The organism is Streptomyces tatrensis (assembly GCF_049310065.1).
Taxonomy (GTDB): Bacteria; Actinomycetota; Actinomycetes; order Streptomycetales; family Streptomycetaceae; genus Streptomyces.
Genome location: NZ_JBMDLB010000011.1, coordinates 4,382,022 through 4,408,871 on the forward strand (window position 1 = coordinate 4,382,022; position 26,850 = coordinate 4,408,871).

Here is a 26,850-nt window from a genome sequence, read left to right on the forward strand (position 1 = left end):
ATCGGGCGGGCTCGGCGGTTCAGAGGGAGTAGCGGCGCTCCGCGAGCCGGTACAGGGGACGCCAGAACAGCCGGTTGAGGCCGACGACGTACATGCTCATGACGGCGATCCCGGCGATCAGCTTGGGGAAGTCCCCCGCCTCGGTGGCGTGGAAGATGTACGCGCCCAGGCCGGTCGCGGACAAGGTCGTCCCGGCGAAGGTGACGACCTCGCCGACGATGGAGGCGTTCCAGGCGCCGCCCGAGGCGGTGATGCCCCCGGTGACGTACGAGGGGAACACGGCCGGGATGATCAGGCGCTTCCAGCGCTGGAGCCCGCGGACGCCGAGGTCGTCCATGGCCTCCTTGAGGTCGGAGGGGATGGCCATGGCTCCGGCGATGGCGTTGAAGAGGATGTACCACTGCGCGCCGAGGGCCATCAGCAGGATGCAGCCGATGTTGATGTTCAGCCCGGTCTTGAGGAAGAACCAGACGGCCACCGGGAAGAGCAGGTTCGCGGGGAAGCTCGCCAGGACCTGCACCACGGGCTGGGCGGTCTTCGTGAGCCGGGGCGAGGAGCCGATCCACACGCCCACGGGCACCCAGACGACGGTGGCGGCGGCGACGAGCACGATCACCCGGACGAAGGTGATCAGCCCGAGCACGAGGGGCTCCCCGAAGACGCCGAGGCCGGTCTCGCGCTGGAGGTAGCGCACGAGGTCGTACAGGCCCCACAGGATGACGGCTCCGGCGACGACGGTGAAGACCACGTCGCCGGTCCGGCGGCGGGCCGGATCCACGGACAGCGCCATGTCGTCGCGGCCCAGTACGCGGGCGGCCCGGCCGGTGGCGTCGCGGGCGGGGGCGGTGGCGCGGCCGAGCAGGCGGGGCCAGTGGGAGCGGCGCAGGAAGTCCAGTACCCAGCTGCGCTGGACGTCGGTGGACTCCGACTGCTCGTTCTTGTACTTCTCCGCCCAGGCGGTGAGGGGCCGCCAGAAGAAGAAGTTGACGGTGACGATGGTGACGGTCATCGCGAGGATGACCCAGCCGATCTTGCCGAGGTCCCCCTCGCCGATCGCGGTGCCCGCGTACGAGCCGAGGCCGGGGACGGCGTACTCCTGCCCGGAGACGGAGACCGCCTCGGAGGCCACGAGCATGAACCAGCCGCCAGCGAAGCTCATCATGCCGTTCCACACCAGGTCGATGACCCCGGCGGGGACCTCCACGCGCCAGAAGCGCATCCAGCGGGTGAAGCCGAACGAGCGGGAGACCTCGTCGAGTTCGCGGGGGAGGGAGGTGAGCGTGGCGTAGAACCCGAAGGTCATGTTCCAGGCCTGCGAGGTGAAGATCGCGAAGATGACGGCGACTTCGAGGCCGAGGAGCGAGCCGGGGAAGAGCGCGACGAAGAAGGTGACGAGGACGGAGAGGAAACCGAGGACGGGGACGGACTGGAGGATGTCCAGGGCCGGGATCAGGACCCGTTCCAGGCGGCGGCTGCGCGCGGCGGCGTAGGCGTAGCCGAAGGTGAAGACCACGGAGGCGATCAGCGCGATGAACATCCGCAGGACGCTGCGGGCCGCGTAGTACGGGAGCTTCGCGGGGTCCGTGTCCACGTCGGGGACGTCGGCGGGGTCGAAGTTGACGGTGGTGCCCTTGCCGACCTGGAGGATCGCGTACCCGAGCACCAGGAAGGCCGCGGCCACGGCGAAGTCCACCCAGGACAGGCGGGTGCGCGTGGGGGCCGCCTGGCCGGTGTGGGTCTCGGGACGCGCGGACGTCTTCATCCCGCCCAGCGGAACACGCCGGCCGACCCCCCACATCCCAGGTCGGCCAACCGGGCGAGGTGCTCCGGGGGCGGCCCCGACGCCTCCAGCGGCAGGAGGCCCGCCCCGGTCGGCGCCGGTCGGCGCCGGCCGGAGCGGGCCCCGGTCAGGACGGGTCAGGACCGGTCGGCCAGGGCCGGCTCCACGGCTCCGCCACCCGCGGCCACCGCCGTCGCGGCGGCCCGGGGCCGGCGCAGAAAGGTCGCCCACAGGGCCGCGGCCATGGCGGTGACCGCGGCGAGCGAGGCCAGGGTGTAGGCGAGGCTCACGCGGGTGGAGACCTCGCCGGGGAGCAGGGTCGCGCCGGCGAGGACCAGGGTGGCCACCGCCCAGCCGAGCAGTTGCAGGCGGTGCCGGTGCAGGACCAGGAGGGCCTGGCCGAGCACCATGGCCAGCATGTAGAGGAGGGTGCCGGCGGAGATCCAGAAGAACACGGCGCGGCCGAGTCCCGCCTCGGCCTTGAAGAGCACCTCGATGAGCCACGGGCCGAGCAGGGTCGCCGGGACGCCCCCGGCCAGGCCGAGCACGGTGACGACCAGGGAGGTCCGCCCGAGCAGCCGGGAGAATCCGGCGCGGTCGCCGGCGGCCGCCGCGGTGGACAGCCCGGAGAGCAGCGAGGCCTGGAGCGAGCCGAAGACGAAGAGTGGTACCCGGGCCAGCACGATCGCGTTCAGCAGGCCCGCGACGAGCGCGCCGTCCCCGGGCGCGAGGAGCTTGGTGCTGACCACGGCGGCGTTGACGACGACCTGGGACAGCAGGGTGGAGACGACGAGCGGGCCGAGCCCGCCGAGCAGCCCCGGCCACCGGTCGGACGGCCCCCGGCCGAGCCCCCGGAAGGCGGGCACCGAGGTGGCCAGGACGGCGGCGAGCGGGGCGGCGGTGAGGATCAGGGCGAAGGCCAGCGGGGAGCGGACCCCGGCGAGGGCGAAGCCCACGGCGAGGCCGATGCGCAGGACGCCGTCGATGCCGAGCTGCCGGCCGAACGGGCCGAACCGGCCGAGGCCGGCCAGGACTCCGCGGCTGATGTTGCCGAGGGCCATCGCGGCGAAGGCCAGGCCGAGCGCGCCGACCATCTCGGTGTGCCCGTAGAAGAACGTGTCGGCGAGCGGCCGGGCCGCCCAGGCCAGCCCGGCCGCGAGCAGGACGAGCATGCCGAGGGTGAGCCCGGCGATCCGGCGCAGGATGCCGGAGACGCCCGTACCGGCGACGCGGTGCGCGGCGACGATCCGGGTGAGCTCCTGCTCCACGGGGAAGAACAGGCCGATGCCCACGGACATGAGGATCGTCCAGAGCACCGAGAGGGCGGCCATGCCGTCGGTGTCGAGGCTGTGGCCCGCCGCCATGAGGTGGACGTAGGAGGCCGCGCCCAGGACGACCGTGCCGCTGATCACCAGCAGGGTGCCGGGGGGCAGGGTGCCCGCGATCCGCGCGAGCGGCGACCGCTTCACGGCCACCGCCGCGCCCGGAGCGGTCACCGCCGCGTCCGGAGCGGTCACCGCCGCGTCCGGAGCGGTCACCGCCGTGTCCGGAGCGGTCACCGCGGCGCCCGCAGCGCTCACCCCGGCGTCCGGAGTGCTCACGGCTGCTGGGCGGCCTTCAGCTTGAGCGGCTCCCACCAGGCGCGGTTCTCGCGGTACCAGGCGATCGTCGAGGCCAGGCCCTCTTCGAAGCCGACCTGCGGTGCGTAGCCGAGCTCCTCGCTGATCTTGCTGATGTCGAGGGAGTAGCGCAGGTCGTGGCCCTTGCGGTCCTCCACCGGCTCGACCATGTCCCAGTCGGCGCCGGCGGCGTCCAGCAGCAGGCCGGTGAGCTCCTTGTTGGTGAGCTCGACGCCGCCGCCGATGTTGTAGACGTGGCCGGCCCGGCCCTTGTGCAGCGCCAGCTCGATGCCGCGGCAGTGGTCGGCGACGTGCAGCCAGTCACGGATGTTGCCGCCCGCGCCGTAGAGCGGGACCTTCTTGCCGTCGATCAGGTTCGTGGTGAAGAGCGGGATGACCTTCTCGGGGAACTGGTACGGCCCGTAGTTGTTGGAGCAGCGCGTCACCACGACGTCCATGCCGTGCGTGCGGTGGTAGGCCAGCGCCAGCAGGTCGGAGCCCGCCTTGGAGGCGGAGTACGGGGAGTTCGGCGCGAGCGGCCACTCCTCGGTCCAGGAGCCCTCGCTGATCGAGCCGTACACCTCGTCGGTGGAGACGTGGACGAAGCGGCCGACGCCGTGCCCCCGCGCGGCGTCCAGCAGCACCTGCGTGCCCACGACGTTGGTCATCACGAAGGGGCCCGCACCGGCGATGGAACGGTCCACGTGGGACTCCGCGGCGAAGTGCACCACCGCGTCGTGGCCGGCCATGACCTGGTCGACGGCGTCCACGTCGCAGATGTCACCGCGGACGAACGCGTAACCGGGGTGGCCCGCCACGGGCGCGAGGTTCTCCTCGACGCCCGAGTAGGTCAGTTTGTCGAAGACCGTGACCGTGGCGGCAGGGTCTGCCGAGAGGAGGGAGCGTACGAACTGCGAGCCTATGAAACCGGCGCCACCGGTCACGAGAATGCGCATAGTGCGGTCACTGTACTGGGCCCTCCGGGCGCGCCGGGCCCCCTCGTCGAAGGGGGCCGGACCCCGCTCCAGCACGGCACGGACTGTTCATTGAGCCGTCCCACTACGGCCCTCTGGCCGAGGCGTGCGGCGGGCATCCTGCCGGATTACGAGGAATGCCCGGCCCCCGTCGGTCACTGAGCCGACGGCCACCGGACACCTCCCGTCCCGTCCCCTGCGAAGGACCCGGTGCACGCCCCATGAGCACTCTCGAAATCATGCTGCCGTACTACGGCGACGTGGCCCTGATGCAAGCCGCGGTGCGCAGCGTGCTGGCCCAGACCGACCCGAACTGGCGGCTCACGGTGGTGGACGACGGCAAGGAGCCGTCCGTACCCGGCTGGTTCGCGGAGCTCGACGACCCGCGCGTCTCCTACCGGCGCAACGAGCGCAACCTCGGCGTCACCGGCAACTACCGCACGTGCCTGGGGCTGGTCCGCGAAGCCCACTTCGTGTGGCTGGGCTGCGACGACATCATGCTGCCCGCCTACGTGGCCACCATCCGGGCCGCGCTCGCGGAGCACCCCGGCATCGGCATGGTCCAGCCGGGCGTCGAGGTCATCGACGGCGCGGGCAAGCCCACCGAGGGACTCGTCGACCAGTCCAAGCGCCGCCTGTACAAGCCCGGGTTCAAGGGTGAGGTGCTGATGGGCGGCGAGGAACTCGCCACGAGCCTGCTGCGCGGGAACTGGCTGTTCTTCCCCTCCATCTGCTGGCGCACCGACGCCGTCGTCAAGGCCGGCCTCCGGGACAACCTGGAGGTCACCCAGGACCTCGCCCTGGTCATCGACCTGCTCCAGGACGGCGAGCGGATGCTCGTGTCGGACACCCTGTGCTTCCAGTACCGGCGGCACGCCGTCAGCGCCTCCTCCCGGCAGGCCTTCACCGGCGTCCGCTTCGAAGAAGCGAACCGCTTCTTCATGGACGTCGCCGACCGGCTGGACGCCGCGGGCTGGACGAAGGCCGCCAAGGCTTCCCGGCTCCACCTGTCCTCCCGGATCCACGCCCTGACGATGCTCCCCGGCGCGCTGAAGAACAAGCAGGGCGAGGGCGCCCGCACCCTGCTGCGGCACGTCGCCGGCGCCGACCACCGCTGACGGCGCACACCCCCGACAGCCACCACACCCTCGCCCGATCTCTCGATCCCTCGATCTCCCGATCTCCCGATCGCCCGATCTCCCGACGTCCGGAGCCAACGCCATGCCGCTCACCAGCCAGCCCCTGCCCCGTGTGGCCGTCCTCGGAGCCACCGGCTTCATCGGCCGGGCCCTGTGCGCCACGCTCGACGAGCGCGGCCACGGCCTGCTCGCCGTCGCCCGCAGGCAGCCGACCCTCACGCTGCCGGGCGCCTTCACCGCCTTCACCGCCTTCGACCTCACCCTCGACCCGCCGGCCGAGCTGGCCCGGATCCTCGAGGCGCACCGGATCGACGTCATCGTCAACGCGGCGGGCGGCGACTGGGGCCTGACGGACGAACAGATGGTCCCGGCCAACCTCGGCATGGTCGAGCGCCTGCTGGAAACCCTCGAGGGCATGGCGAAGCCGCCGCGGCTGGTGCACATCGGATCCGTGCACGAGTACGGCCTCTTCCCGATCGGCACGAGCTACACCGAGGACTCCCCCGCACGCCCCTCGACGGTCTACGGACGCCTCAAGCTCCGGGCCACCGAGCTGATCACCGAGGCCGTCCGCGACCGGGGCCTGGACGCCCTCGTGCTGCGCCTGGGCAACGTCGTCGGAGCGGGCCAGCCCGTACACAGCCTCCTCGGCGTCATGGCGGGCAAGCTGGCCGAGGGCCGGGCGGCCGGCGGTGCGGAGCTGTCGCTGATGCCCCTCACCGCCCAGCGCGACTTCCTCCACCTCCTGGACGCGGTCGAGGCCATCGCCACCGCCCTCGCCCCCGTGCGCGCCTGCCCGCCGGTCCTCAACCTCGGGCTCGGCCGGGCGACGTCCGCCCGCGAGATGGTCGAACTCCTCATCGAGGAGAGCCGCGTACCGACGCGGATCGTGGAGGTGCCCGCCCCGAACGGCAGCGGCCCGGAGACCGAGTGGCACCAGCTCGACATCTCCGCCACCGAGCGGACGCTGGGCTGGAAGCCGGGCCGGACCCTGCGCGACGCCGTCGCCGAACTGTGGGCCGCCGTCTGCCCGGTCGGCGTCTGATCCCCCTTCAAGGAAGTCTGACTCCCCCATGTCTCGCAGCGCACCCGCGTCTCGCAGCACACCCGTGTCCCGCAGCACACCCGTCCTGCCCGGCCGGCGCGGAACCCTCGGTGAGCTGTACTCGCCGCGGGCCAACAGCTTCGGCGTACTGCGCCTGGTCCTCGCCTCGTCGGTCGTGGTCTCCCACGTGTGGCCGATCGGGTGGGGCCCCCTGGACCCCGTGTGGAAGTACAGCGGGGCGCAGACCGACGTCGGCAAGATGGCCGTCATCGGCTTCTTCGTCCTGTCGGGGTTCATGATCACGGGCAGTGGCGCCCGCAGCACCTCCGGCCGCTACGCCTGGCACCGCGCCCTGCGCATCCTGCCCGGCCTGTGGGGCTCGCTCCTCGTCTCCGCACTGGTCGTCCTCCCCCTGCTGTACGCCCACCTCCACGGCTCGACCGACGGGTACTGGAACCACCCCGAGGGCCCGGTCAGCTACCTCCGGGGCACGTGGAACACCTCGGTCAGCACCCACTGGGACATCTCCGGCGTGCTGGGCGAAGGAAAGGCCCGCGGCACCAACTTCGACCCCGGCGTCAACGGCGCCCTGTGGTCCCTGAAGTACGAGCTCTTCTGCTACCTGATGATCGGCGTACTGGCCGCCTCCGGCGCGCTCCGCCGGGCCCGCAGGCTCGTCCCGCTGTCGGCGGCCGTACTGGGCCTGCTGATCCTGCGGGACTGGGTCACCGCCCCCTCGCTGCGCGGCATCCCCGGTGACATGACGGCCGCCGTACAGGTGCCGCTCCTGGGCTCCATGTCGGTGCACTTCCTCATCCACCTGTGCTTCGTGTTCCTGATCGGCGCCACGTTCCAGCTGTACCGCGACCGGGTGCCGGTCCACGACGGCCTGGCGCTCCTCTGCGCCGCGGTGCTCCTCGGCACGCTCGCCTACGGCGGGGTCTTCGTCTTCGGCTACCCCGCGTTCGCGTACCTGCTGCTGTGGCTCGCGATCCGGCTGCCGCGCCCGTTCCGGAGCATCGGGCGCAAGCGGGACTACTCGTACGGGATCTACATCTACGGCTTCACCGTGGAACAGGCGCTGGCCCTGCTGGGCTACGCGAAGTACGGCAAGCCCGTCTTCCTGCTGCTGGCCATGGCCGGCACGGTGCTGCTGGCGGCGCTGTCCTGGCACCTGATCGAGGCGCCGGCCATGAAGCTGAAGAACTGGACGCCGTGGTTCGTCCGCAGGCTCCGGCGGCGCGGGACCACCGCGGTGCAGCCGCGGACCGCGGTGGACGAACCGGAGCAGGAGCCGGGGCCGGAGCAGAAGGTGGAGCCGGAGCAGGAGCCGGCCCCGGCGGCCACCACCGGCTGACGCGGCGGGAACAGCAGAACGGCGCGGGCCGGCCCACCGGGGCCCGCCCGCGCCGTTCCCGGTGTCAGGAGTGCCCGAGGTCCGGGGCCAGGGGGTCCGTGGTGAGGACCGAGCCGGAGTCGGGGGACGGGCGCAGGTGGAACTCGTCCGAGGCCATCGAGTCCAGGACGGGCGGCGCCGGTCGCGGAGGCTTCGGCATGACCGCGGCTTCCGAGTGGCCGCCGCAGCCGTAGGACAGGGAGACCAGCCGGCCGTCCGCCGGGCTGAACTCGTTCGCGCAGATGCCGAACGCCTGGCCCAGCGAGCCGCCGATGGCGACGAGGAAGCCACAGGACACGCAGGAGGCGGGAGCCGCCTGCGCCATCGGGGTCTTCGCGCCGAAGGACTCGTCCCAGCGGTCGGCGGCACTGTGCAGCCCGTAGCGCGAGAGCACCCGCGCCCGGCGCATGCCCAGCTCCTCCGCCACCGAGGTGATGGAGCCGCGTACGGGCACCACCGCGCGGTCGGTGACGTCGGCGTCCTCCGCCTCGACCAGTTCGGCCATTTCGGTGGACACCACCGAGTTCGGCGGCGGGGCGTCCTCGCCCGACCAGCCGGCCTCCAGCCGCAGGTCCTCGGCGTCCGTGGGGAGCAGGTCCCCCGGACCCATGTCGCCCGGCCGCAGCCGCTCGCTCCACGGCACCCACTCGGGGGCCAGCAGGGCGTCGTCGCCCGGAAGCAGCACCGTTTCGTCGAGGGTGACGTTCTTCGCGCGGGACGCACGGGTCACCGTCACGGCCCAGCGCCAGCCGCGGTACCCGGGGTCCTTGCACTCGAAGAAGTGCGTGACGACCCTGTCGCCCTCCGAGATGGCAGCGGTGTGCTCGCCCACCACTCCGGGGTAGGCGGCCTCTTCGGCCGCCGCCCTGGCGAGGGCTACCGCCTCGACGCACAGGCGGTCGGGGGTACGGCTTCGCGTCGTCGCAGCACTCACAGGTCTCGTTCTCTCCTACGCCGTCTCACGAGTGCGCCGTCCGTCTTGTCGTCCACAACGACCCGTCGGCTGTCCCTACGTAGCGCGGGCGGAGCGGACCAGGGGGCCGCGTCGACGTCCGCGCCCGATCGGGTTCCAGGGCGCACCTACCTGCGATCCATTCTGCGGGATCGCGAAGAGGCGCGCGGCCAGGAGCAACCGCCGGTGGCGCGCTACGCACGCTACCTCCTCCGGCGCCTTCGGCCCACATGCAAGGTCCGATTCGCGGACACCCACGGCCAACCCACAGCCAACCCGGGGCGCGGCCGGGTCCCCGCGACGCGCCGGGAAGGGTCCCGGGGGGCCGAGTGGGGCACTATGGCCACGTGGCACCCGTACGGTCGTCCGATGACGGCTCGGGACCGGCCAGGCGGGCCGGCCGGGCCGTCGGGCGTGCCCTGCACCTGCCCTTCACCGGTACGGCGCGCGGGATCCGGCGGGCCACGCACGCGCACGGGGCGGGCGAATCGGGCCTCGGCAAACTGATCGAGCTGCACGCCATCAACGGCGCGGGTGATGTGATGATCACAGTCGCCCTCGCCTCCACCGTCTTCTTCTCCGTCCCCACGGACGAAGCACGCGGCCGAGTGGCCCTCTACCTCGCCATCACGATGGCCCCCTTCACCCTGCTGGCCCCGGTGATCGGCCCCCTGCTGGACCGGCTGCCGCACGGGCGGCGGGCCGCGATGGCCGGCGCGATGCTCACCCGGGCCCTGCTGGCCGTGATGATGTCGGGCGCGGTGGCCACCGGCGGCCTGGAGCTGTACCCGGCCGCCCTCGGGGTCCTCGTCGCCTCCAAGGCCTACGGGGTGGTGCGCAGCGCGGTCGTCCCCCGACTCCTCCCACCGGGGTTCTCCCTGGTCAAGGCGAACTCCCGGGTGACCCTGGCCGGCCTGCTGGCCACCGGCGCCGCCGCACCCGTGGGCGCGGCCCTGCACACGATCGGCCCGCCGTGGCCGCTCTACGGGGCGTGCGCGATCTTCATCTGGGGCACCTTCGCGGCGTTCACGCTGCCGCACAAGGTCGACGAGGCCAAGGGCGAACGCCGGGCCCGGCTCTCCACCCACGAGGCGCACTCGAAGCGACCGGGGCTGCGCACGGTCAGCAAGCCGGTGCTGTGCGGGCTGCTGGCGAACGCGTCGATGCGCGGACTGTCCGGGTTCCTGATCTTCTTCCTGGCGTTCCTGCTGCGCGAGCACCCGCTCGCCGGGCAGAGCGCGGCGGTGTCGCTGGGCATCGTCGGCGTCTCGGCAGGCGTCGGCAACGCCTGCGGGACCGCCGTCGGGGCCTGGCTCCGGGCCCGCGCGCCCGAGGCGATCATCGCCGCCGTCCTGTCCCTGACCCTCGCGGTGGCCGTCCTCGCGGCGGTCTTCTTCAGCGGGGTGTTCATGGCCGTCCTGGGCGCGACGGCCGGCTTCTGCCAGGCCCTCGCGAAGCTCTCGCTGGACGCGATGATCCAGCGCGACGTGCCCGAGGCCGTCCGCACGTCGGCCTTCGCCCGCTCGGAGACCCTGCTCCAGGTGGCCTGGGTCCTGGGCGGCTCGATCGGCATCGCCCTCCCCCTCAACGGCGTCCTCGGCATGTCGGTGGCCGCGGCGGTGGTGGCCCTGGGCACGACGATGGCCCTGCGCGGCTTCCTCGCCTCCCCGCGCCACCAGCACCCGACGTCCCCACGACCGCGGGTGGCGTAGCCGGGGCCGCTGCGCGGGGCTTCCCCCCACCCCGCCCCTTCCCGGCTGCGCAGCCTTCTGCGGCTCCGCCGCGTGGGGGCTCCGCACGCACGCTGCGCGTACAGACCGGCGCCGGCCAAATCCAGCCCCGCCGGCGTTTGAGGCGCGGGGTCCGGGGCGGAGCCCCGGAAGGCCCGGCGCAGCCGGGGGCGCTTGCGCCACGGCGCCGCACCACAGGACCCCGTGCAGCAAGGCACGCCACCCGCCCGATAGCCTTCGGCTCATGACCGCACCGCTTTTCTCGGGTAGGGCCCGCCGCAGCGTCGCGGCCCTCGGAGCCGTTTCCGCCGGCCTCCTCCTCCTCTCCGCCTGTGACAAGCCGACGCCGCTGGCGACCGTGACGGTCGGCACCTCGTCGGTGTCCGCCGAAGCCGCCTGCAGCGACGCCAAGGAACTCACGGGCGAAAAGGTCCAGGAGTGCTTCACCGACCTGAAGCACGCCAAGACCATCGACTACGGCCGCGGCGACACGCTGCGCCTCGGTGTCGAGCCGGACGTCGTCGAGGACGGCAAGAAGTGGCAGCTGGTCCTGGACGGACAGCAGATCACCGAGCCGACCTCCAACACCTACGACAGCTTCCCGGGCGCCGACATCTTCGCCACCGGCGGCCAGGGCGGCGAGCCCCCGGCCTCCAAGAAGCTCAACATCGTCCAGGTCTCCGAGGACGGCAAGCCCCTCGCCGTCTGGGCCTTCACCCTCAAGCTCAAGTAGTCACGCACCCACCATGCGCGCGCTCATCGTGACCGCGGTGACGGCGGAGGCCGACTCCGTCGTCCGAGGCCTGTCCGGTCCGGTCCCTCATCCGGACCACACCCCCGGCCCGGACCACGCCCCCGGCAGCGAACCGCCGCGCACCCTCCCCGGCGGTTACCTCATCCACCGCCGGGGAGCCTTCGACGTGCTGGTCGCCGGAGTCGGCCCGGCGGCCGCGGCCGCCGGTACCGCGACGGCCCTGGCGCTCGCGCCCACCCCGGACGGCTACGGCCTCGTCGTCTCCGCCGGCATCGGCGGCGGGTTCGCGCCCGCCGCCCCGATCGGCTCCCTCGTGGTCGCCGACGCGATCGTCGCCGCCGACCTGGGCGCCGAGACCCCGCAGGGGTTCCTCACCGTCACCGAACTCGGCTTCGGCCGCAGCGTGCACCTGCCTCCCGCAGAGCTCGCCGCGCGCGCCGCCGAGGCGACCGGGGCGCTGCTCGCGCCCGTCCTGACCGTCTCCACCGTCACCGGCACGGCCGCCCGTACGGCCGCCCTCGCCGCCCGGCACCCGCTCGCCGGGGCCGAGGCCATGGAGGGCTTCGGGGTCGCCGAGGCCGCCGCCGCCCACGGGCTGGCCGTACTGGAGGTCCGTGCCGTCTCCAACGCCGTGGGCCCGCGGGACCGCGACGCCTGGCGGATCGGCGAGGCGCTGACGGCGCTGGCCGACGGCTTCCGGGCCCTGCGGCCCGTACTCGCTTCCTGGGGAGGACCTCCATGACCGGAACAGACGCCGACCTCGCAGGGCCCGTACGGATCGCGTACTCGCCCTGCCCGAACGACACCTTCGTCTTCGACGCCTGGGCCCACGGCCGGGTCCCCGGCGCGCCCGCCCTCGACGTCACCTTCGCCGACATCGACATCACCAACGGCATGGCCGAGCGCGGCGAGCTGGACGTGCTGAAGGTCTCCTACGCCGTCCTGCCGTGGGTCCTGGAGGAGTACGCGCTGCTCCCCTGCGGCGGCGCGCTGGGCCGTGGTTGCGGCCCGCTTGTGCTTGTAAAAGACCGCAGTCTGACCCGGGAGCCGGGCCTGGACCTGACCGGCAAGACGGTCGCGGTCCCGAGCGAACGCTCCACCGCCTACCTGCTGTTCCGGCTGTGGGCCGCCGACGTGCTGCCCGAGGGCGTCGGCAAGGTGGTCGTCCTCCCCTTCCACGAGATCATGCCCGCCGTGCGCGACGGCCGCGTGGACGCCGGACTGGTCATCCACGAGGCCCGGTTCACCTACCGGGACTACGGGCTGCACTGCCTGGCCGACATGGGCGAGCACTGGGAGTCCACGACCGGTCTGCCGATCCCGCTCGGCGCGATCATCGCCAAGCGCTCCCTGGGCGCGGACGCGCTGCGCGCGCTCGCCGAGTCGGCCCGTACGTCGGTCCGGATGGCCTGGGCGGACCCGGAAGCGTCCCGGCCCTACGTACGGGCGCACGCGCAGGAGCTGGACCCGGCCGTCGCCGACCAGCACATCGGGCTGTACGTCAACGAGTTCACCGCCGACCTCGGCGAAGCCGGCTACGCGGCCGTGCGCGGGCTGCTGACCCGGGCGGCCGCGGAGGGTCTGGTTCCGGCCATCGCAGCCGACGCGCTGGCCTTCCCGTAGGCCTTCCGGCAGGCATGAGCGTGCCCCGCGGCCCTGGTGGGCGGCGGGGCACGGTCGTACGGGGGACTCAGACGTCGAGCTGATCGGCCACCGCGCGCAGCATGCCGGCGATCTTCCCGCCCTGCGCCTTGTCGGGGTAACGGCCCCGCTCCAGCGACTGCGTGACGTTCTCCAGCACGGTCGTGAGGTCCTGCACGATGGAGGCGAGCTCGTCGGGCTTGCGCCGCTGCGCGGCCGCGACGGAGGGTGCCGGATCCAGGACGATCACCGAAAGTGCCTGGTCACCGCGCTGCCCCGCGACAACACCGAACTCGACGCGCTGGCCGGGCTTGAGCGCGTCCAGCCCGTCGGGGAGCACCGACGAGTGGACGAACACGTCGCCGCCGTCGTCGCGGGAGAGGAAGCCGAAGCCCTTCTCACTGTTGAACCATTTGACCTTGCCGGTAGGCAAAGCAAGCACCCCATTCCACCAGTCAGCCAAACCACTGTTCCCGCAGGTCAGGCTATCCAGCGCTTGCTCTTGCCTGCCATTGCCCGAAGCCTCTCCGTCTATCTACCCCTCGTCAAGCCGCTCCACCCATACCGGCCAGTGGCACTGGCCGGTATCGTTCGCGGTCCTTCTCCCGCCGATCCAGACGGTCTCGGAGCGTCGCGGGCAACTCGGCCGATCCGTACGTCGCGGTCAAGATCTCGCGTCCGATCTCACCAAGATCCAGCACGGCCGGTTCTTCAGGTTGCGCACCTTCCCGGACAAGGACTTGTGCATCCGCCAGTAGGGCTCGTCCTGGCCTTTGCCGTCGTACTTCCCCGCAAGGAAGTCGGCTTCGAGTCCGGCCGGCCGGACCGCGGCCGCGCCCAACTCCTTCTTGTACGACGGGCCGGCGCCCACTCGCTCGTACTGCTGCCACCGCCCGACGCTGTTCAGGAAGATGTCCTCGGCGACTCGATCCAGTTCCGCGCACTCGATGTAGGCGCCCTTCTTGCAGGAGCCACCGCGGAATCGGCTGGTGCACCGGTAGAAGTACTTCGAGGGCGATCGCATGCCGTCCTTTCGCTTCGCCCCTGAGGTCCGCACTCGGGCGGGCGGTGCACCGCATTCTCCGCACTTGGCGATTCCGGCGAGCAGGCTCTTGGCGGCGCGGCTCTCGGGCTCGTGCCCCTCCTTCACCTTCGGCCTGATCCTCTCGACCAGGTCGAGCCACTCGTCCATGTCCGCGTGGGGCCGGCCGGGCAGGATGACGGGCTCGCCTTCGTCGCCGAGAACCACTTCACCCTTGTACGACCCGGTCCTCCAGGGACAGGCCCCACGGCCGCCCGGGCCGCACGGTGTCGGCGCCCTCGCGGCGCAGCGCGGTCAGCAACTTGCGGAAGTCGCGCGGGAGGTCAGCCTGGCCTCAGAGCTCGAACCACAGATCGATGTTCGGGTGGACTTGTTCGCTCAGACAGTCTGAGTGTGAATAGGCCTGCTGCCGCACGGCACCGCCTCACACCGGGTCAACCGCACCGAGCCTGAGCTCGGTCGCTGCCCCGTCCTGGTCGAGATCGATGACCTGATAGCAGAAGCAGCAGATGGGGTTCGGGTCCAACGATGCCCTCCCATGTCGCCGAGACAACAGCGCCGGCCGCACCGTCTCGCAGACCCTACGTCGAACAGGACGCCGATAGCGGGACAGCCCTTAGCCGACGTGTTCCTATCGTGGCCCCATGCGTCGGAGCCGATGAGGCCAGGGAACTACCCTGGTCGAGTGACTGTTACTCCTCAGCCCGAGCCCGACGCGGCCCGCCCCGGCGACGCGCTCGTCAAGGCCGGCGGCATCGTCTTCATCGCCGGCGCCGTGGCCACGCTCGCCACGATGGCCCCGCTCTTCCTCGACGTGGACCCGTTCCCCTCGTACGCGTGGGCCGTGTGCATGCTCATGGGCGTCGGCTTCATGATCTCGGCGGCGGGCGTGCTGCGCTCGGCCGCCGCTCAGCGCACGGCGGCCCGCGCCTCGCAGGCGTAGCCGCGGTTACGCGGTCCGCGTGCGCTCGTACTCCGCGAGCCAGGCCGGCAGCTCCGTGAGGTCGGTCAGGACCACGTCCGCGCCCGCCGCCCGCAGTTCCGGCTCCGGGCAGGGGCCGGTCGGAACGGTCACCGACACCGCGCCGGCCGTGCGGGCGCCGCGGACATCGCCGACGTGGTCGCCGACGTAGACCTGCGCCGCGTACTCGCGCAGGGCGACCGCCTTGGCCTCCGCCCACAGCGAGCCGATGACCGCGTCGGGCTTGATGCCCAGGTGGTCCAGGTGCAGGCGGGCGTTGGGCTCGTGCTTGGCGGTGACGACGATCGCGCGGCCGCCGAGGGCCCGGACCGCTTCGACGGCCTCGCGGGCGCCGGGCATCGCCGGGGTCGGCGCGATGGCGTGTGTGGGATAGATCTCCCGGTAGCGGTCGGCCACGGCGGGGATGTCCGCCTCCGGGAACCAGTACGCGAGCTCCTGGTCCAGCGGCGGTCCGAGGCGGGAAATGGTCTGCTCGGTGTCGATGAACGTGCCCGTCTCGGCCGAGAGCGCCTCGAAGGCCGCCTTGATGCCCGGCCGGGAGTCGATGAGGGTCATGTCGAGGTCGAACCCGACGGTCAGCTGCGTCTCGGGAGTCATGGCTCCATTGTGCAGAGGCGGGCTCCGCCCACAGGAACACAGCCCGAGCCCCGGCTTACCGGACGGTGAAATGTGCGGACATGTCAGGCCCCGCGGGCGGGCTCGTCCCTGCGGGGCGAAGTCCCCGACCCGCCCTTCCACCGTTCCCAGGGCCGGCCCTGACCCGGTCCTCAAACGCCGGACGGGCTGGAGGGTACCGGGCTGCGCCCGGACCCCCTGGGGCTCCGCCCCAGACCCCGGTCCTCAAACGCCGGACGGCTGAAAAGACAAACCCCGGCCGGGACTGAACGTTCCCCCGGTCGGAGTCGGACGTTTCCCCCCGGTCGGGGTCAGATGCTTCCCCCTGGTCGGGGTCAGACGTTCCCCCGGTCGGGGTCAGGCGTTCCCCCGGTCGGGGCCGGACGCCCCCCGGCCGGGGTCGGAGGCTCGGCGGGCCGGGGACGGGGGCGGGGTGGGGTGTCGGCCTGGACGTAAAGCGTGATTTGTGGCGCGGAAGCAGGCCGCGCCTTGTCGGAGTAGAGCAGGGGGCGCCTAAATCATGCAGTCCAGGCCGACACCCCACCCCGACCCCGGCACCGACCCCCACCCGCAGCCACCGAGCCCCAGCACACCCCAGCCCCGCCGGCGTTTGAGGCGCAGGGGTCCGGGGACCGGTCCCCGGCAGCGGCGCCGCACCAGGCGACCGGCCCCGGAGGGGGTCAGCGGCGGCGGGAGCGCCAGAAGAGGTAGATCGCCGAGGAGACCGCCGCGGCCCGGGCCAGCCAGGGCAGCAGGCCCTGGAAGGCAGCGCTCAGGGCCTCGTCGGCCAGAGGTGCGCCCCACCGGCCGTTCAGGCGGCCCCACAGCCACACCACCGCCCCCGCGAAGACCACCCCGGGCAACCCGAAGACCACCCACTTCCGCTCCGCGGAACCCAGCACGCGCGAGGCGTACGCGAGCAGCCAGCCCGCGGCGAGCAGCAGCCAGTAGCCGGAGACCGCCCCCGCCACCAGGACCACCCCGGCGAGCGTCAGGAAGGCGTACGGCTTCGGCTTCGGCGCAGCCACCACAGCGGGGACGGCGGCCGCGGCTTCGGCCTTCGCCCGGCGGCGGCGTTCGCGCAGGTAGCCCATGAGGGTGCGCGGACCCTCAGGGGCGGCCTCCGCGGGAGCCTCCGGCTCGGAGCCCGGGCCCGGGCCCGCGCCCCCACCCGGCCCCTTCAGGAGTTCGGGGATCTCGATCCCGCCCGCGAAGCCCTCCACCGTCGATCCGGGCCCGACCGTCCACCAGTCGGGCTCCAGCTTCTCGCCCGCGCCCAGTTCGTCGAGCCCCGCGAGGTGCGGCGGCGCGGCCCCCCGCTGCACCGGCACCGCGGGAGCGGAGGGAGCCGAAGCAGAGGCGGGAGCAGCGTCCGCCGCGCCCGCCGCCGGCAGCGTGTCCAGGACTTCCTCGGGCGTGCCGATCCGCTCCAGGATGCTCCGTACCGCCGCCGGCGTCTCCGGTTCGTACTTGGCCCGCCGCCGGTCGATCTCGTCCCGCAGCCCCGCCACCAGCCGCATCCGGTCGCCCGACGACAGGTGCCTGCGCTGCGCCAAGTCCCCGACCCGGCTCAGATATTCGTAGACCAGATGGTCGCTCTCGATCCCCACGCCCCGGCTCCTCCCGTGCCACCTCAAGCGAAGGTAGCGCGTGCGCCCGTGGAGCGGCCGGGGGCGCAGCGGATACCGTTGACCGGATGGGGACCGGCCGACTGACCGGCCGACGCGACCAGGAGGCGACGACCGTGCCTGACCCGAGCACCGCGGGAAGCGCTCCGCGCTCCCTCGCCGAAGCACTGCGCGCCCGCGACGACGACGGGCTCGGCGCCCTGTTGCGCGCCCGGCCGGACCTGCTGAGCCCGGTCCCCGGAGACGTGACGCAGCTCGCCACGCGGGCCGGGACGCGGGCTTCGGTGGTGCGCGCGCTGGACCGCCTGGACCGGTTCGCCCTGCAGGCCGCCGAGGCCCTCGCGGTGGGCCCGGAGCCCTGCCCGTACGCGGTACTGGAGTCCCTGCTCAGCGGAGACACCGGCACCACCTCCGGGGAGGACAACGGGGCCCGCGCCGAACTCCCCCGCGCCCTGGCGACCCTGCGCGAGCAGGCCCTCGTATGGGGTGACGACGAGCGGCTGCGCCTGGTGCGCACCGCCCGCGAGCTGCTCGCCCCCTCCGCGACGCGGCCCTCCCCGACCGGGCTCGGCCCGACCGTCGCCGAGGCCACCGCGGGCATGTCGCCGACCCGGATCCAGGAGATCGTGGCGGCCGTCGGGCTGCCCGCGACGCACGACCCGGTGTCGGCGGTGACCGCGCTGACGGCCCTGTTCACCGACCCGGAGCGGATGTCGGCGCTGCTCGACGAGGCTCCGGCGGAGGCCCATCAGGTGCTGGGCCGGCTCGTGTGGGGCCCGCCGTACGGGGAAGTGACGCCCCATCCGACGCCTCCGGTGCGCTGGCTGCGCGCCCGCGGCCTGCTGCTGCCGGCCACGGCGCGCACGGTGCTGCTGCCGCGCGAGGTGGCGCTGTACCTGCGCGGCGGGCTCGCGCACCGGGCGACGGAGCCGCTGGCCCCGGAGGTTCCCGCGCACCGCGAGCACCGTCCACAGCTTGTGGACGCGAACGCGGCCGGCCAGGCACTGGCCGCGCTGTCGACGGTCGAGGAGCTGGTGAAGTCCTGGGAGCACGCCGGTCCGCCCGTGCTCCGGGCGGGCGGGCTCTCCGTACGCGATCTGAAGCGGGCGGCGGCCACCCTGGACACCGACGAGCCGTCGGCGGCGTTCTGGATCGAGCTGTCCTACGCGGCGGGCCTGCTGGCCAGCGACGGCGAGGCCGACGAGCGGTACGCCCCGACCCCCGCCTTCGACGTCTGGCTCGAACTCCCGCCCGCCGAGCGCTGGTCGGCCCTGGCGGCGGCCTGGCTGACCGCCACCCGGACCCCGGGCCTGGTCGGCGAGCAGGACGCGAAGGGCCGCACCCTCTCGGTGCTCGGCGCGGAGCTGGACCGCTCCGCCGCCCCCGAGGTGCGCCGCCGCATCCTGGGCCTCCTCGCGGACCTCCCCGAGGGCGGCTCCCCGGACCCGGCCGTGGTCCTCGCCCGCCTCTCGTGGGAGCGGCCGGTGCGCGGTACGAGCGAACTGCGCGCCCGCCTCGCCCGCTGGACGCTGGCCGAGGCGGAGGTCCTCGGAGTCACCGGCCGGGGAGCGCTCGCAGCGCCCGGCCGGGCCCTGCTGGAGGGCCGCGACCCGGCGCCGCTGCTCGCGCCGCTGCTGCCCGAGCCCGTGGACCACGTACTGCTCCAGGCCGACCTGACGGCGGTGGCCCCGGGGCCGCTGCGGCGGGCGCTCGCCGAGGTGCTGGCCGTGCTGGCGGAGGTGGAGTCCAAGGGCGGGGCCACCGTGTACCGCTTCACGCCCGGGTCGGTACGCCGCGCCCTGGACGCCGGCCACACCGCCGTCGACCTGCAGTCCTTCCTCACCGAGCACAGCCGGACCCCGGTGCCGCAGCCGCTGTCGTACCTCATCGACGACGTGGCCCGGCGGCACGGACACCTCCGGGTCGGCGCGGCCTCCTCGTACGTGCGCTGCGACGACGACGGCATGCTGAACGAGATCCTCGCCGACAAGCGGTCCGCGGGCCTCGGGCTGCGCCGCCTCGCCCCGACCGTGCTGGCCGCGCAGGCCGAACCGACGGCGCTGCTCGACGGGTTGCGGGCCATGGGCTACGCCCCGGCCGCGGAATCCCGTACGGGAGACGTCCTGCTCTCCCGCGCCGACGCCCACCGCACCCCGGCCCGCGCCCTGCCCGTACCGGTCCCCGACGGGCCGCCGGTCCCGGACAGGACGCTGCTGGGGGCCGCCGTACGGGCGATCCGCGCGGGCGACCTGGCGGCGACGGCGGTCCGCAAGGAGCCGGCTCCTTCCGGCGCCCCGGGTGCACCGGGTACTGCCGGCGAACTCCCGCGCACGAGCGCGGCGGAGACCCTGGCGACCGTGCAGGCGGCGGCGCTCACCGGGTCGGCGGTGTGGATCGGCTACGTCAACGCCGACGGCGCCGCGAGCCAGCGGGTCATCGCCCCGGTACGGGTGGAGGGCGGCTTCGTCACCGGCTACGACCACACGGCGGACGAGGTACGGACCTTCGCGCTGCACCGGATCACGGGGGTCGCGGAACTGGCGGAGGACCAGGTGTAGTTGAGGGCGCCCGGGGGAGGCTCCCCGGGCACCGGAGGGAAATCCCCTGGCCCGGGCGGGGCGTCGGCCCGCACTCTGGAGCCATGTCCGACGCAACCCCCACCGGTCCCAGCAGCTCTACCGCTCCCACCAGCTCCATCGGCCCCACCGGAACCACCAGTCCCACCGGCCCCGCCACCCGGGTCCCCCGCCATCAGATCCGCGCCTCGCACACCGCCGACACCCTCACCGTGTACCAGGCGTACCACCCGCGGATCGGGGTGCCGGCCGCCCGGGAGGGCCGGTTCCCGCCCGCCTGGAAGCGGGAGCGGATGACCTGGGTCAAGCCCTCGTTCCTGTGGATGATGTACCGCTGCGGCTGGGCCACCAAGGCCGACCAGGAGACGGTCCTGGCCGTCGAGATCACCCGCGCGGGCTTCGACCGGGCGCTGGGCGAGGCCTGCCTGTCGCACTACGCCCCGGACGTGCACCCCGACCGCGAGGCGTGGAGGCAGGCGCTGCGCACCGCCCCGGCCCGCGTCCAGTGGGACCCGGAACGGGACCCGCACCTGAACCCGCTGCCGTACCGCTCGCTCCAACTGGGCCTGTCCGGGCCCGCCTCACGCGCTTACGCCGACGAGTGGACGGTCTCGATCCGCGATGTCACCCCGCTGGCGCGGGAGGTCCACGGCCTGCTCCGCGCGGGCGAGGAGGAGGCGGCGCGGGCCCTGCTGCCGGTGGAGACTCCCTACCCGGCCGGGCCGCTGGCGCACTTGGGCGCGTAGCGGCGAAACAGGTACCGCCCATTCCGCTATTTCCGCAGGTCAGGCCGCCAAAAGAGCCCTTCTCGCCTGTTGCACGGCGGTGACATTCCGACGACGGATTAGAGATGTGATCTGTGTGAGGATCAGCTCATCGCAGCAGCGACCGGGGACATGAGAACCGGAGCGCCGGCGAGAACCACGCACCACCGGAACGGCGTTCAACCGCCGGCCACCGCGCCAGGCCTCTCGAAAATCTGCTCCGCCTCTCGCCGCACGGCCTCTCTGTGCCTCGTGGTCGCACGACCTTCGCTCCACCTCTGCTCCGCCCCTGCTCCACCTCTCGGCCGTCTCGGCCGCCGCTGCCGTCTGATCTTGATGATTCCTGGGGGAGTCCACCATGTCCGCTCGCACCGCCGCCCTCCGCTCCGACGCCTTCCGCGCCACCGCCCGCCGCACCGGGTCGGCCGCCGTGGTCGCCGCCGCCATCGCCGGCACCGTCCTGACGCCGCTGTCGGCCTCTGCGGACGAGGGCAACCCGAAGGCGCTGAAGACCACGATGAGCGCGCCGGTCCCGAGCGGCCCGCTGACCCGGGGCGGGGCGACGGAGACCTTCGAGCTGACGGTGACCAACACGACGGACAAGCCCTCCTCCTACCACCCGTGGATGCTCCTCGACCCCACCGGCGCCAGCCCGCTCCAGAAGGCCGACGTGGTCTACAAGGTCGAGCCCGTCAGCGCCCCGGCGACCTCCTACTTCATCGGGCAGCAGGACGGCGGGTGGCAGGGCCTGTTCTACCCGGCGGGCAAGAACGCCAGCGAGGGCTTCGAGATCCCGGCCGGCGGCAAGCTGGTCTGGAAGATCACCATGGGCCTCGGCAAGAGCTACCCGACCATCAACGGCGACTTCACGCTGCGGGCGGCGTCCGTCCAGAACGAGATCGCGGACGGCGGCGAAAGCTTCCTGACCTTCAAGACCAGCCCGGCGAGCAAGCCCGGCGCACTGGAGACCTGGTTCGGCAAGGCGGCCCCCTGCACGGACGGCGGCGGGTCCCCCGACTGCAAGGAGCTGGACCTGCACTACCGGGTCACCGGCGAGGGCCAGTTCGGCTCCGGGCTCAGCACCTGGCTCGAGGTGGCCACGGCCGACCTGTCCGAGCTCGAGGCAGCCAACCTCCAGACGCGCGTCAAGGGCGACGGCACCTGGAAGGGCACCAGCGTCGAACTGCCGGTCATCGCCAAGGGCTTCGGGGCCGCCTCCGGCGAGCGCGTCGTGCGCCTGCAGGTCAGGCTCGGCCCGAAGACGCAGCTCAAGAAGCTCACCCCGGTCAAGGCGCTCGCCTCCGTCGGCCTGGCCGAGGGTGACAACACCTACCACTTCGAGCACGCCGACGGGGAGTTCGTGCTCGGCCCGAAGGCCACCACCCCGCCCACCTCCCCGGCGCCCACCTCGCCGGCCCCGACCTCCCCCGCGCCCACCTCGCCGGCGCCCACCTCCCCGGCCCCGACCGCCTCCGCGACCACCGCTCCCGCCCCCACGACGACCCCGTCCACGGGCAACAGCCCCGCGCCGACCGGATCCCTCGCGCACACCGGCTCGGACTCCAACACCGCCCTGTACTCCGGCCTGGCCGCCGTCCTCGTCGGCCTCGGCGGCGCGGCCGCCTGGTTCGCCCGCCGTCAGCGCACCGTCCGCGGCTAGTGCTGTGACCGGAAAGGTTCACCGGGTCACGGCGCCCGGCACGGCACCTCGCCGCGTTGTCGGACCACGGAAGTACGTCCAGTACGAACCGCGGTCCTCCGCCTTGCGATGCACCGCACCGAACACCGCGACCCGGCAAACCTTTCCGGCCGCAGCACTAGTCACCCCCCGCCACCACCCCCAAGGGGCCCGGCCCGCGCAGCGCGCGGGCCGGGCCCCTTCGGCGTCGCTCACCTGGCCGCGTAGTCGATCCGCTCCGCGTCGAACGGCCAGACCTCGGCGAACCAGCGCGCGACGGTGTCGTACACGGCCTTGTCGAGCGGGAGCCGGTCCCCGCGCACCCAGGAAGTGACGTGCACGCGCTCCGGGTCCTCCTTCGCCGGGTAGATGTAGAGGCACCCGACGACCTCGCCCTCCCCCTCCTGTTCCCCCTCCAGCACGCTGTACGTGAATCCGCGCCGCTCGGCGAAGTCCCGTGCGTGGCGCACCAGGTCGGCGAGGTTGGCCTCGGGGCTCATCCCCTCCTGCGGAGGCCAGTTCCCCAGGAAGCCGGGCGTGGCGCGCACATGCGCGATGCTCCCGCTCCAGGCGGCGAGGTCGCCCTCGTTGTGCTCGGGTCCGAGGGGCTCCAGCCGGAAGCCCTCCCCGACGAGCCGGACGGGCACCTCGAACACCTCGGCCGGCGGTACGAAGCTCTGCTGATCGCTGCTCATGCGCCGACCCTACGCAGCGCCCTCCCCGGCGCCCACGGGATATCGGGCCGCCGCCAGCCGGAGCAGCTCGTCGACGGACCACTGGTCGTAGACGTGCTCCCCGTACTTGGCGGCCAGCACCCTCCCGTCCGGCCCGATCAGCAGGTCGGCGGGCAGCCCGAGCCGCCCGTTCGGCTGCCGCCGGGCGGGAAGCCGCTCCCGGCCCCGCGCCACCGCGGCGGCCGAGCGGGCGATGCCCCACAGCACCGGCCCCCAGGCACGCGGGTCCAGCAGCGAGCGCGGGGAGGACTCGACGCCGAACTCCCGGTACAGCCGCTGCTCCGGGTCGGCGATCACGGCGAAGGGGAAGTCGGCCACGTGCGGGCGCAGTTCCTCCGCGGGGGAGTGGAAGAGCACGACCTCGCGGATCCCGGCGGCCTCGATCTCCGCGTGGCGCCGGACGACGGACCGCAGGTGGAGATGGCAGACGGGGCAGCCGGCGAAGCGCCGGAACTGCAGATGGACGAGCCGCTCCGGGTCGGGCACGCGGACGACGCTTCCCTCGGTGGGCCTGCCCTCGGCGGCACCTCCCTCGGCGGGTCCTTCTCCGGTGGCACCTCCCCCGGCGGGCCTTTCCTCGGCGGGCCCTCCGCCAACAGGCCTTCCCCCGACGGACGTGAGCCGGTGTACGGGTACCACGGAACCGGTTTCGAGCATGGGAAACCCTCCCTCGACAGGCGTAGGCGTATGCCGTACGCCTACCTCCCCAGCGTAGGCGTATGCCGTACGCTGTCAACCGTCATGCCGCGCCCCCGCTCACACACCCCGGACCAACTGGCCGCCGCCGCCCTCGTCGTCATCGACCGCGACGGGCTCCCCGGCCTCTCCATGCGCGCCGTCGCCACCGAGCTCGGCACCAGCCCCATGGCCCTGTACCGCTACGTCCCGGGCCGCGAGGAACTCGAAGTGCTCGTCGTCGAACTCGTCCTCAGCGGCGTCGACACCACCCCGCCGCCCCCGGGCCCGTGGCCCGGCCGGATCACCGTCCTGGCCCGCCGCCTGCGCGACACCATGAGCGCCCACCCGGCCACGCTGCCGCTCACCCTGACCCACCGGCACCGCTCGCCGAGCGGGCTGCACTGGTCGGAAACGGTGCTCGGAGTCCTCACCGAGGCCGGCATCGAGGCCGAGGAGCGGGTGCTCGCGCTGCGCGCCCTCGTCGCCTACGTGATCGGCGCCACGCAGCTGGAACACCTCGGGCCGCTGGCCGGCCCGGGAACCACCGCCATCGCCGGTCTCCCCCCGCAGGAGTTCCCGTACATGACGGCCACCGCCCGCGACGCCCGCTCGGTCACCCCGGACCGGGAGTTCGAGGGCGGCCTGGAGCTGCTCCTGCGCGGCCTGGCATGATCCGCTGGTGACCACCGCAGCCACCGCTCCCACCCCTGCCGCAGCTCCCGAGCCTCCCGCCCCTCCCGCCCGGTACGTCCTGTTCGACGTCGACGGCACCCTCGTCGACGCCGTCGCCAACCAGCGCCGGGTCTGGGCGACCTGGGCCGAACGCCACGGACTGGACCCGGACGCCGTCCACGCCGTGGCCCTGCGGACCCGCCCGCTGGAAACCTTCGCGGCCGTCGCCCCGGACCGGGACCCCCGCGCGTGCCTGGCCGCGCTGCACGAGCTGGAGGACGAGGACGTCCGCTCCGGCACCTACTCCGCCTTCGACGGCGCGGCCGAGCTGCTGTCCGCCCTGCCCCCGGGGAGCTGGGGCCTGGTCACCTCCAACTACGCGCACCGGGTGCGCGGCCGCTTCGACCGCACCGGCCTGCCCGTCCCCGAGGTCCTCGTGGACGCCGCCTCCGTGACCGAGGGCAAGCCCTCTGGGGTCCCGTACCTGCTGGGCGCGGCCCTCCTCGGCGCCGACCCCGCCCACTGCCTGGTCATCGAGGACGCCCCCTCGGGCGTCCGGTCGGGCCTCGCGGCGGGCATGACGGTCTGGTCCGTCAACGCCCCCACCCCACCCCCGGGCACCCACCGCCACTTCCCGACGCTCCACGAGGCCGCCCCCGCCGTCCTCGCCTTCGCCACCGGCGGAGCCTGACCGCGCACACCGAGCTCAGAACCGCCCGACCCGCGGAGCGATACGGCAGACTGGAGGTTTGGCCACCCGCGTCCGGGTGGTCCTCCCCCGCAGGAAAGGGACACGCGCGTGAACGGGCCCCTCATCGTCCAGAGCGACAAAACGCTCCTCCTAGAGATCGACCACGAGCTCTCCGCGGCCGCGCGGCGCGCCATCGCGCCCTTCGCCGAGCTGGAGCGCGCTCCCGAGCACATCCACACGTACCGGATCACGCCGCTCGGACTGTGGAACGCGCGGGCCGCCGGGCACGACGCCGAGCAGGTCGTGGACGCGCTCGTGGAGTTCTCCCGCTACCCCGTCCCGCACGCGCTGCTCGTCGACGTCGCCGAGACCATGGCCCGGTACGGCCGGCTCACCCTCTCCAAGCACCCCGTCCACGGACTGGTCCTGACCAGCACCGACCGGCCGGTGCTGGAGGAGATCCTGCGGTCCAAGCGGGTCGCCCCGCTGGTCGGCGCGCGGCTCGACGCCGACACCGTCGCCGTGCACCCCTCCGAGCGCGGGCAGATCAAGCAGACCCTGCTCAAGCTGGGCTGGCCCGCCGAGGACCTCGCCGGGTACGTGGACGGCGAAGCGCACCCGATCGAGCTCGACGAGACCGGCTGGGCGCTGCGCCCCTACCAGCAGCAGGCCGTCGAGGGCTTCTGGCACGGCGGCTCCGGCGTGGTCGTGCTGCCCTGCGGCGCCGGCAAGACGCTGGTCGGCGCCGGTGCGATGGCCAAGGCCAAGGCGACCACGCTGATCCTGGTCACGAACACCGTCTCCGCCCGCCAGTGGAAGAGCGAGCTGATCAAGCGGACCTCGCTGACGGAGGAGGAGATCGGCGAGTACTCCGGTACGCGCAAGGAGATCCGGCCCGTCACGATCGCCACGTACCAGGTCCTGACGACGAAGCGGAAGGGCATCTACCCGCACCTGGAGCTCTTCGACTCCCGGGACTGGGGCCTGATCCTCTACGACGAGGTGCACCTGCTGCCGGCTCCGGTGTTCAAGTTCACCGCCGACCTCCAGGCGCGCCGCCGCCTCGGGCTGACGGCGACGCTGGTGCGCGAGGACGGCCGCGAGTCGGACGTGTTCTCGCTGATCGGACCCAAGCGGTTCGACGCCCCGTGGAAGGAGATCGAGGCGCAGGGCTACATCGCCCCGGCCGACTGCGTCGAGGTGCGCGTCAACCTCACCGAGTCGGAGCGGCTCGCCTACGCGACCGCCGAGACGGAGGAGAAGTACCGCTTCTGCGCCACGACCGCCACCAAGCGGAAGGTCACCGAGGCCCTCGTACGCAAGCACGCGGGCGAGCAGACCCTGGTCATCGGGCAGTACATCGACCAGCTCGACGAGCTCGGCGAGCACCTGGACGCGCCTGTCATCAAGGGCGAGACCTCCAACGCGCAGCGCGAGAAGCTCTTCAACGCCTTCCGCGAGGGCGAGATCAGCGTGCTGGTCGTCTCGAAGGTCGCGAACTTCTCCATCGACCTGCCCGAGGCCACGGTCGCCATCCAGGTGTCCGGCACCTTCGGCTCCCGCCAGGAGGAGGCACAGCGCCTGGGCCGCGTCCTGCGCCCGAAGGCGGACGGCCACGAGGCGCGCTTCTACTCGGTCGTCGCGCGCGACACCATCGACCAGGACTTCGCGGCGCACCGCCAGCGCTTCCTGGCCGAACAGGGCTACGCCTACCGGATCATGGACGCCGACGAGCTGCTGGCCGGGGACTGACGGACGGG

24 protein-coding genes and 1 pseudogene are annotated in these 26,850 nt (G+C 73.1%); 14 read left to right on the top strand and 11 right to left on the bottom strand.

Annotated features, from left to right (window positions below; all coding sequences use genetic code 11):
- Positions 1 to 19 precede the first annotated feature (19 nt).
- The 3 genes from ACODT5_RS35590 to rfbB all read right to left on the bottom strand — a co-directional run bounded on the left by ACODT5_RS35590 (position 20) and on the right by rfbB (position 4,355).
- Entirely contained in the window at positions 20 to 1,762 is a 1,743-nt protein-coding gene (locus ACODT5_RS35590) for an ABC transporter permease (protein WP_422523204.1), read from the bottom strand.
- Between the two features lie 155 nt (positions 1,763 to 1,917).
- Entirely contained in the window at positions 1,918 to 3,381 is a 1,464-nt protein-coding gene (locus ACODT5_RS35595; protein WP_422523205.1) for a lipopolysaccharide biosynthesis protein, read from the bottom strand.
- Positions 3,378 to 4,355: a dTDP-glucose 4,6-dehydratase gene (rfbB, locus tag ACODT5_RS35600; RefSeq protein ID WP_422523206.1), complete on the bottom strand. Its 978-nt coding sequence runs from the start codon at positions 4,353 to 4,355 to the stop codon at positions 3,378 to 3,380. Before rfbB ends, ACODT5_RS35595 begins: the two co-directional genes overlap by 4 nt.
- A gap of 239 nt (positions 4,356 to 4,594) precedes the next feature.
- On the opposite strand from rfbB, the gene ACODT5_RS35605 reads away from it, so the two are divergent.
- The 3 genes from ACODT5_RS35605 to ACODT5_RS35615 all read left to right on the top strand — a co-directional run bounded on the left by ACODT5_RS35605 (position 4,595) and on the right by ACODT5_RS35615 (position 7,914).
- A complete protein-coding gene (locus ACODT5_RS35605; protein WP_422523207.1) occupies positions 4,595 to 5,491 on the top strand; it encodes a glycosyltransferase family 2 protein in 897 nt (298 codons plus the stop codon).
- Positions 5,492 to 5,594: 103 nt separating this feature from the next.
- Complete coding sequence (locus tag ACODT5_RS35610; protein WP_422523208.1) at positions 5,595 to 6,557, top strand: NAD-dependent epimerase/dehydratase family protein; 963 nt, start codon at positions 5,595 to 5,597, stop codon at positions 6,555 to 6,557.
- Positions 6,558 to 6,621: 64 nt separating this feature from the next.
- Positions 6,622 to 7,914, top strand: coding sequence for an acyltransferase family protein (locus ACODT5_RS35615; RefSeq protein ID WP_422523209.1), 1,293 nt, complete (start codon positions 6,622 to 6,624; stop codon positions 7,912 to 7,914).
- Between the two features lie 64 nt (positions 7,915 to 7,978).
- Here ACODT5_RS35615 and ACODT5_RS35620 read toward each other — a convergent pair whose 3' ends face one another.
- Entirely contained in the window at positions 7,979 to 8,887 is a 909-nt protein-coding gene (locus tag ACODT5_RS35620) for a DUF3027 domain-containing protein (RefSeq protein ID WP_422523210.1), read from the bottom strand.
- 347 nt (positions 8,888 to 9,234) lie between these two features.
- Between ACODT5_RS35620 and ACODT5_RS35625 the strand changes: the two genes are divergently transcribed.
- The 4 genes from ACODT5_RS35625 to ACODT5_RS35640 all read left to right on the top strand — a co-directional run bounded on the left by ACODT5_RS35625 (position 9,235) and on the right by ACODT5_RS35640 (position 13,012).
- Complete coding sequence (locus tag ACODT5_RS35625; protein WP_422523211.1) at positions 9,235 to 10,617, top strand: MFS transporter; 1,383 nt, start codon at positions 9,235 to 9,237, stop codon at positions 10,615 to 10,617.
- Between the two features lie 262 nt (positions 10,618 to 10,879).
- Positions 10,880 to 11,368, top strand: a complete 489-nt coding sequence (locus ACODT5_RS35630) for a DUF2771 domain-containing protein (protein WP_385374869.1) — start codon at positions 10,880 to 10,882, stop codon at positions 11,366 to 11,368.
- A gap of 13 nt (positions 11,369 to 11,381) precedes the next feature.
- Entirely contained in the window at positions 11,382 to 12,131 is a 750-nt protein-coding gene (locus ACODT5_RS35635) for a futalosine hydrolase (protein ID WP_422523212.1), read from the top strand.
- The gene (locus tag ACODT5_RS35640) at positions 12,128 to 13,012 is read left to right on the top strand and encodes a 1,4-dihydroxy-6-naphtoate synthase (RefSeq protein WP_422523213.1); all 885 of its coding nucleotides are present in this window, start codon (positions 12,128 to 12,130) and stop codon (positions 13,010 to 13,012) included. Before ACODT5_RS35635 ends, ACODT5_RS35640 begins: the two co-directional genes overlap by 4 nt.
- 67 nt (positions 13,013 to 13,079) lie before the next feature.
- Here ACODT5_RS35640 and ACODT5_RS35645 read toward each other — a convergent pair whose 3' ends face one another.
- From ACODT5_RS35645 to ACODT5_RS35655, 3 genes and pseudogenes are all read right to left on the bottom strand, one after another.
- Complete coding sequence (locus ACODT5_RS35645; RefSeq protein WP_327253456.1) at positions 13,080 to 13,463, bottom strand: cold-shock protein; 384 nt, start codon at positions 13,461 to 13,463, stop codon at positions 13,080 to 13,082.
- A gap of 231 nt (positions 13,464 to 13,694) precedes the next feature.
- Positions 13,695 to 14,279 (bottom strand): recombinase zinc ribbon domain-containing protein, encoded by a 585-nt coding sequence (locus ACODT5_RS35650; RefSeq protein ID WP_422523214.1) that lies wholly within the window; start codon positions 14,277 to 14,279, stop codon positions 13,695 to 13,697.
- A 10-nt stretch (positions 14,280 to 14,289) separates the two neighbouring features.
- A pseudogene (locus tag ACODT5_RS35655) lies at positions 14,290 to 14,391 on the bottom strand (IS5/IS1182 family transposase); the annotation flags it as partial.
- A gap of 339 nt (positions 14,392 to 14,730) precedes the next feature.
- On the opposite strand from ACODT5_RS35655, the gene ACODT5_RS35660 reads away from it, so the two are divergent.
- Complete coding sequence (locus ACODT5_RS35660) at positions 14,731 to 15,015, top strand: hypothetical protein (protein ID WP_422523215.1); 285 nt, start codon at positions 14,731 to 14,733, stop codon at positions 15,013 to 15,015.
- Between the two features lie 6 nt (positions 15,016 to 15,021).
- On the opposite strand, the gene ACODT5_RS35665 is transcribed toward ACODT5_RS35660, so the two are convergent.
- A complete protein-coding gene (locus ACODT5_RS35665) occupies positions 15,022 to 15,651 on the bottom strand; it encodes an HAD family hydrolase (protein ID WP_422523216.1) in 630 nt (209 codons plus the stop codon).
- Between the two features lie 698 nt (positions 15,652 to 16,349).
- Positions 16,350 to 17,279 carry a hypothetical protein gene (locus ACODT5_RS35670; protein ID WP_422523217.1) on the bottom strand — a complete coding sequence of 310 codons (930 nt, stop codon included), beginning with the start codon at positions 17,277 to 17,279 and terminating at the stop codon, positions 16,350 to 16,352.
- Positions 17,280 to 17,365: 86 nt separating this feature from the next.
- Here ACODT5_RS35670 and ACODT5_RS35675 point away from each other — a divergent pair, with 86 nt between their 5' ends.
- The 3 genes from ACODT5_RS35675 (at position 17,366) to ACODT5_RS35685 (ending at position 22,297) form a co-directional block, all read left to right on the top strand.
- Complete coding sequence (locus ACODT5_RS35675; protein ID WP_422523218.1) at positions 17,366 to 19,855, top strand: helicase-associated domain-containing protein; 2,490 nt, start codon at positions 17,366 to 17,368, stop codon at positions 19,853 to 19,855.
- Positions 19,856 to 19,938: 83 nt separating this feature from the next.
- Positions 19,939 to 20,619, top strand: coding sequence for a DUF4291 domain-containing protein (locus ACODT5_RS35680; RefSeq protein WP_422523219.1), 681 nt, complete (start codon positions 19,939 to 19,941; stop codon positions 20,617 to 20,619).
- Positions 20,620 to 20,995: 376 nt separating this feature from the next.
- Positions 20,996 to 22,297, top strand: coding sequence for an LAETG motif-containing sortase-dependent surface protein (locus tag ACODT5_RS35685; protein ID WP_422523220.1), 1,302 nt, complete (start codon positions 20,996 to 20,998; stop codon positions 22,295 to 22,297).
- 230 nt (positions 22,298 to 22,527) lie between these two features.
- On the opposite strand, the gene ACODT5_RS35690 is transcribed toward ACODT5_RS35685, so the two are convergent.
- Positions 22,528 to 23,010, bottom strand: a complete 483-nt coding sequence (locus tag ACODT5_RS35690; RefSeq protein ID WP_422523221.1) for an N-acetyltransferase — start codon at positions 23,008 to 23,010, stop codon at positions 22,528 to 22,530.
- A 9-nt stretch (positions 23,011 to 23,019) separates the two neighbouring features.
- A complete protein-coding gene (locus tag ACODT5_RS35695) occupies positions 23,020 to 23,535 on the bottom strand; it encodes a peroxiredoxin-like family protein (RefSeq protein WP_422523222.1) in 516 nt (171 codons plus the stop codon).
- Positions 23,536 to 23,790: 255 nt separating this feature from the next.
- Here ACODT5_RS35695 and ACODT5_RS35700 point away from each other — a divergent pair, with 255 nt between their 5' ends.
- The 3 genes from ACODT5_RS35700 (at position 23,791) to ACODT5_RS35710 (ending at position 26,842) form a co-directional block, all read left to right on the top strand.
- Positions 23,791 to 24,399 (top strand): TetR/AcrR family transcriptional regulator, encoded by a 609-nt coding sequence (locus ACODT5_RS35700; protein ID WP_422523223.1) that lies wholly within the window; start codon positions 23,791 to 23,793, stop codon positions 24,397 to 24,399.
- A 7-nt stretch (positions 24,400 to 24,406) separates the two neighbouring features.
- Positions 24,407 to 25,090 (top strand): HAD-IA family hydrolase, encoded by a 684-nt coding sequence (locus ACODT5_RS35705; protein WP_422523224.1) that lies wholly within the window; start codon positions 24,407 to 24,409, stop codon positions 25,088 to 25,090.
- 108 nt (positions 25,091 to 25,198) lie between these two features.
- A complete protein-coding gene (locus tag ACODT5_RS35710; RefSeq protein ID WP_422523225.1) occupies positions 25,199 to 26,842 on the top strand; it encodes a DNA repair helicase XPB in 1,644 nt (547 codons plus the stop codon).
- The last annotated feature ends 8 nt before the right edge of the window (positions 26,843 to 26,850 follow it).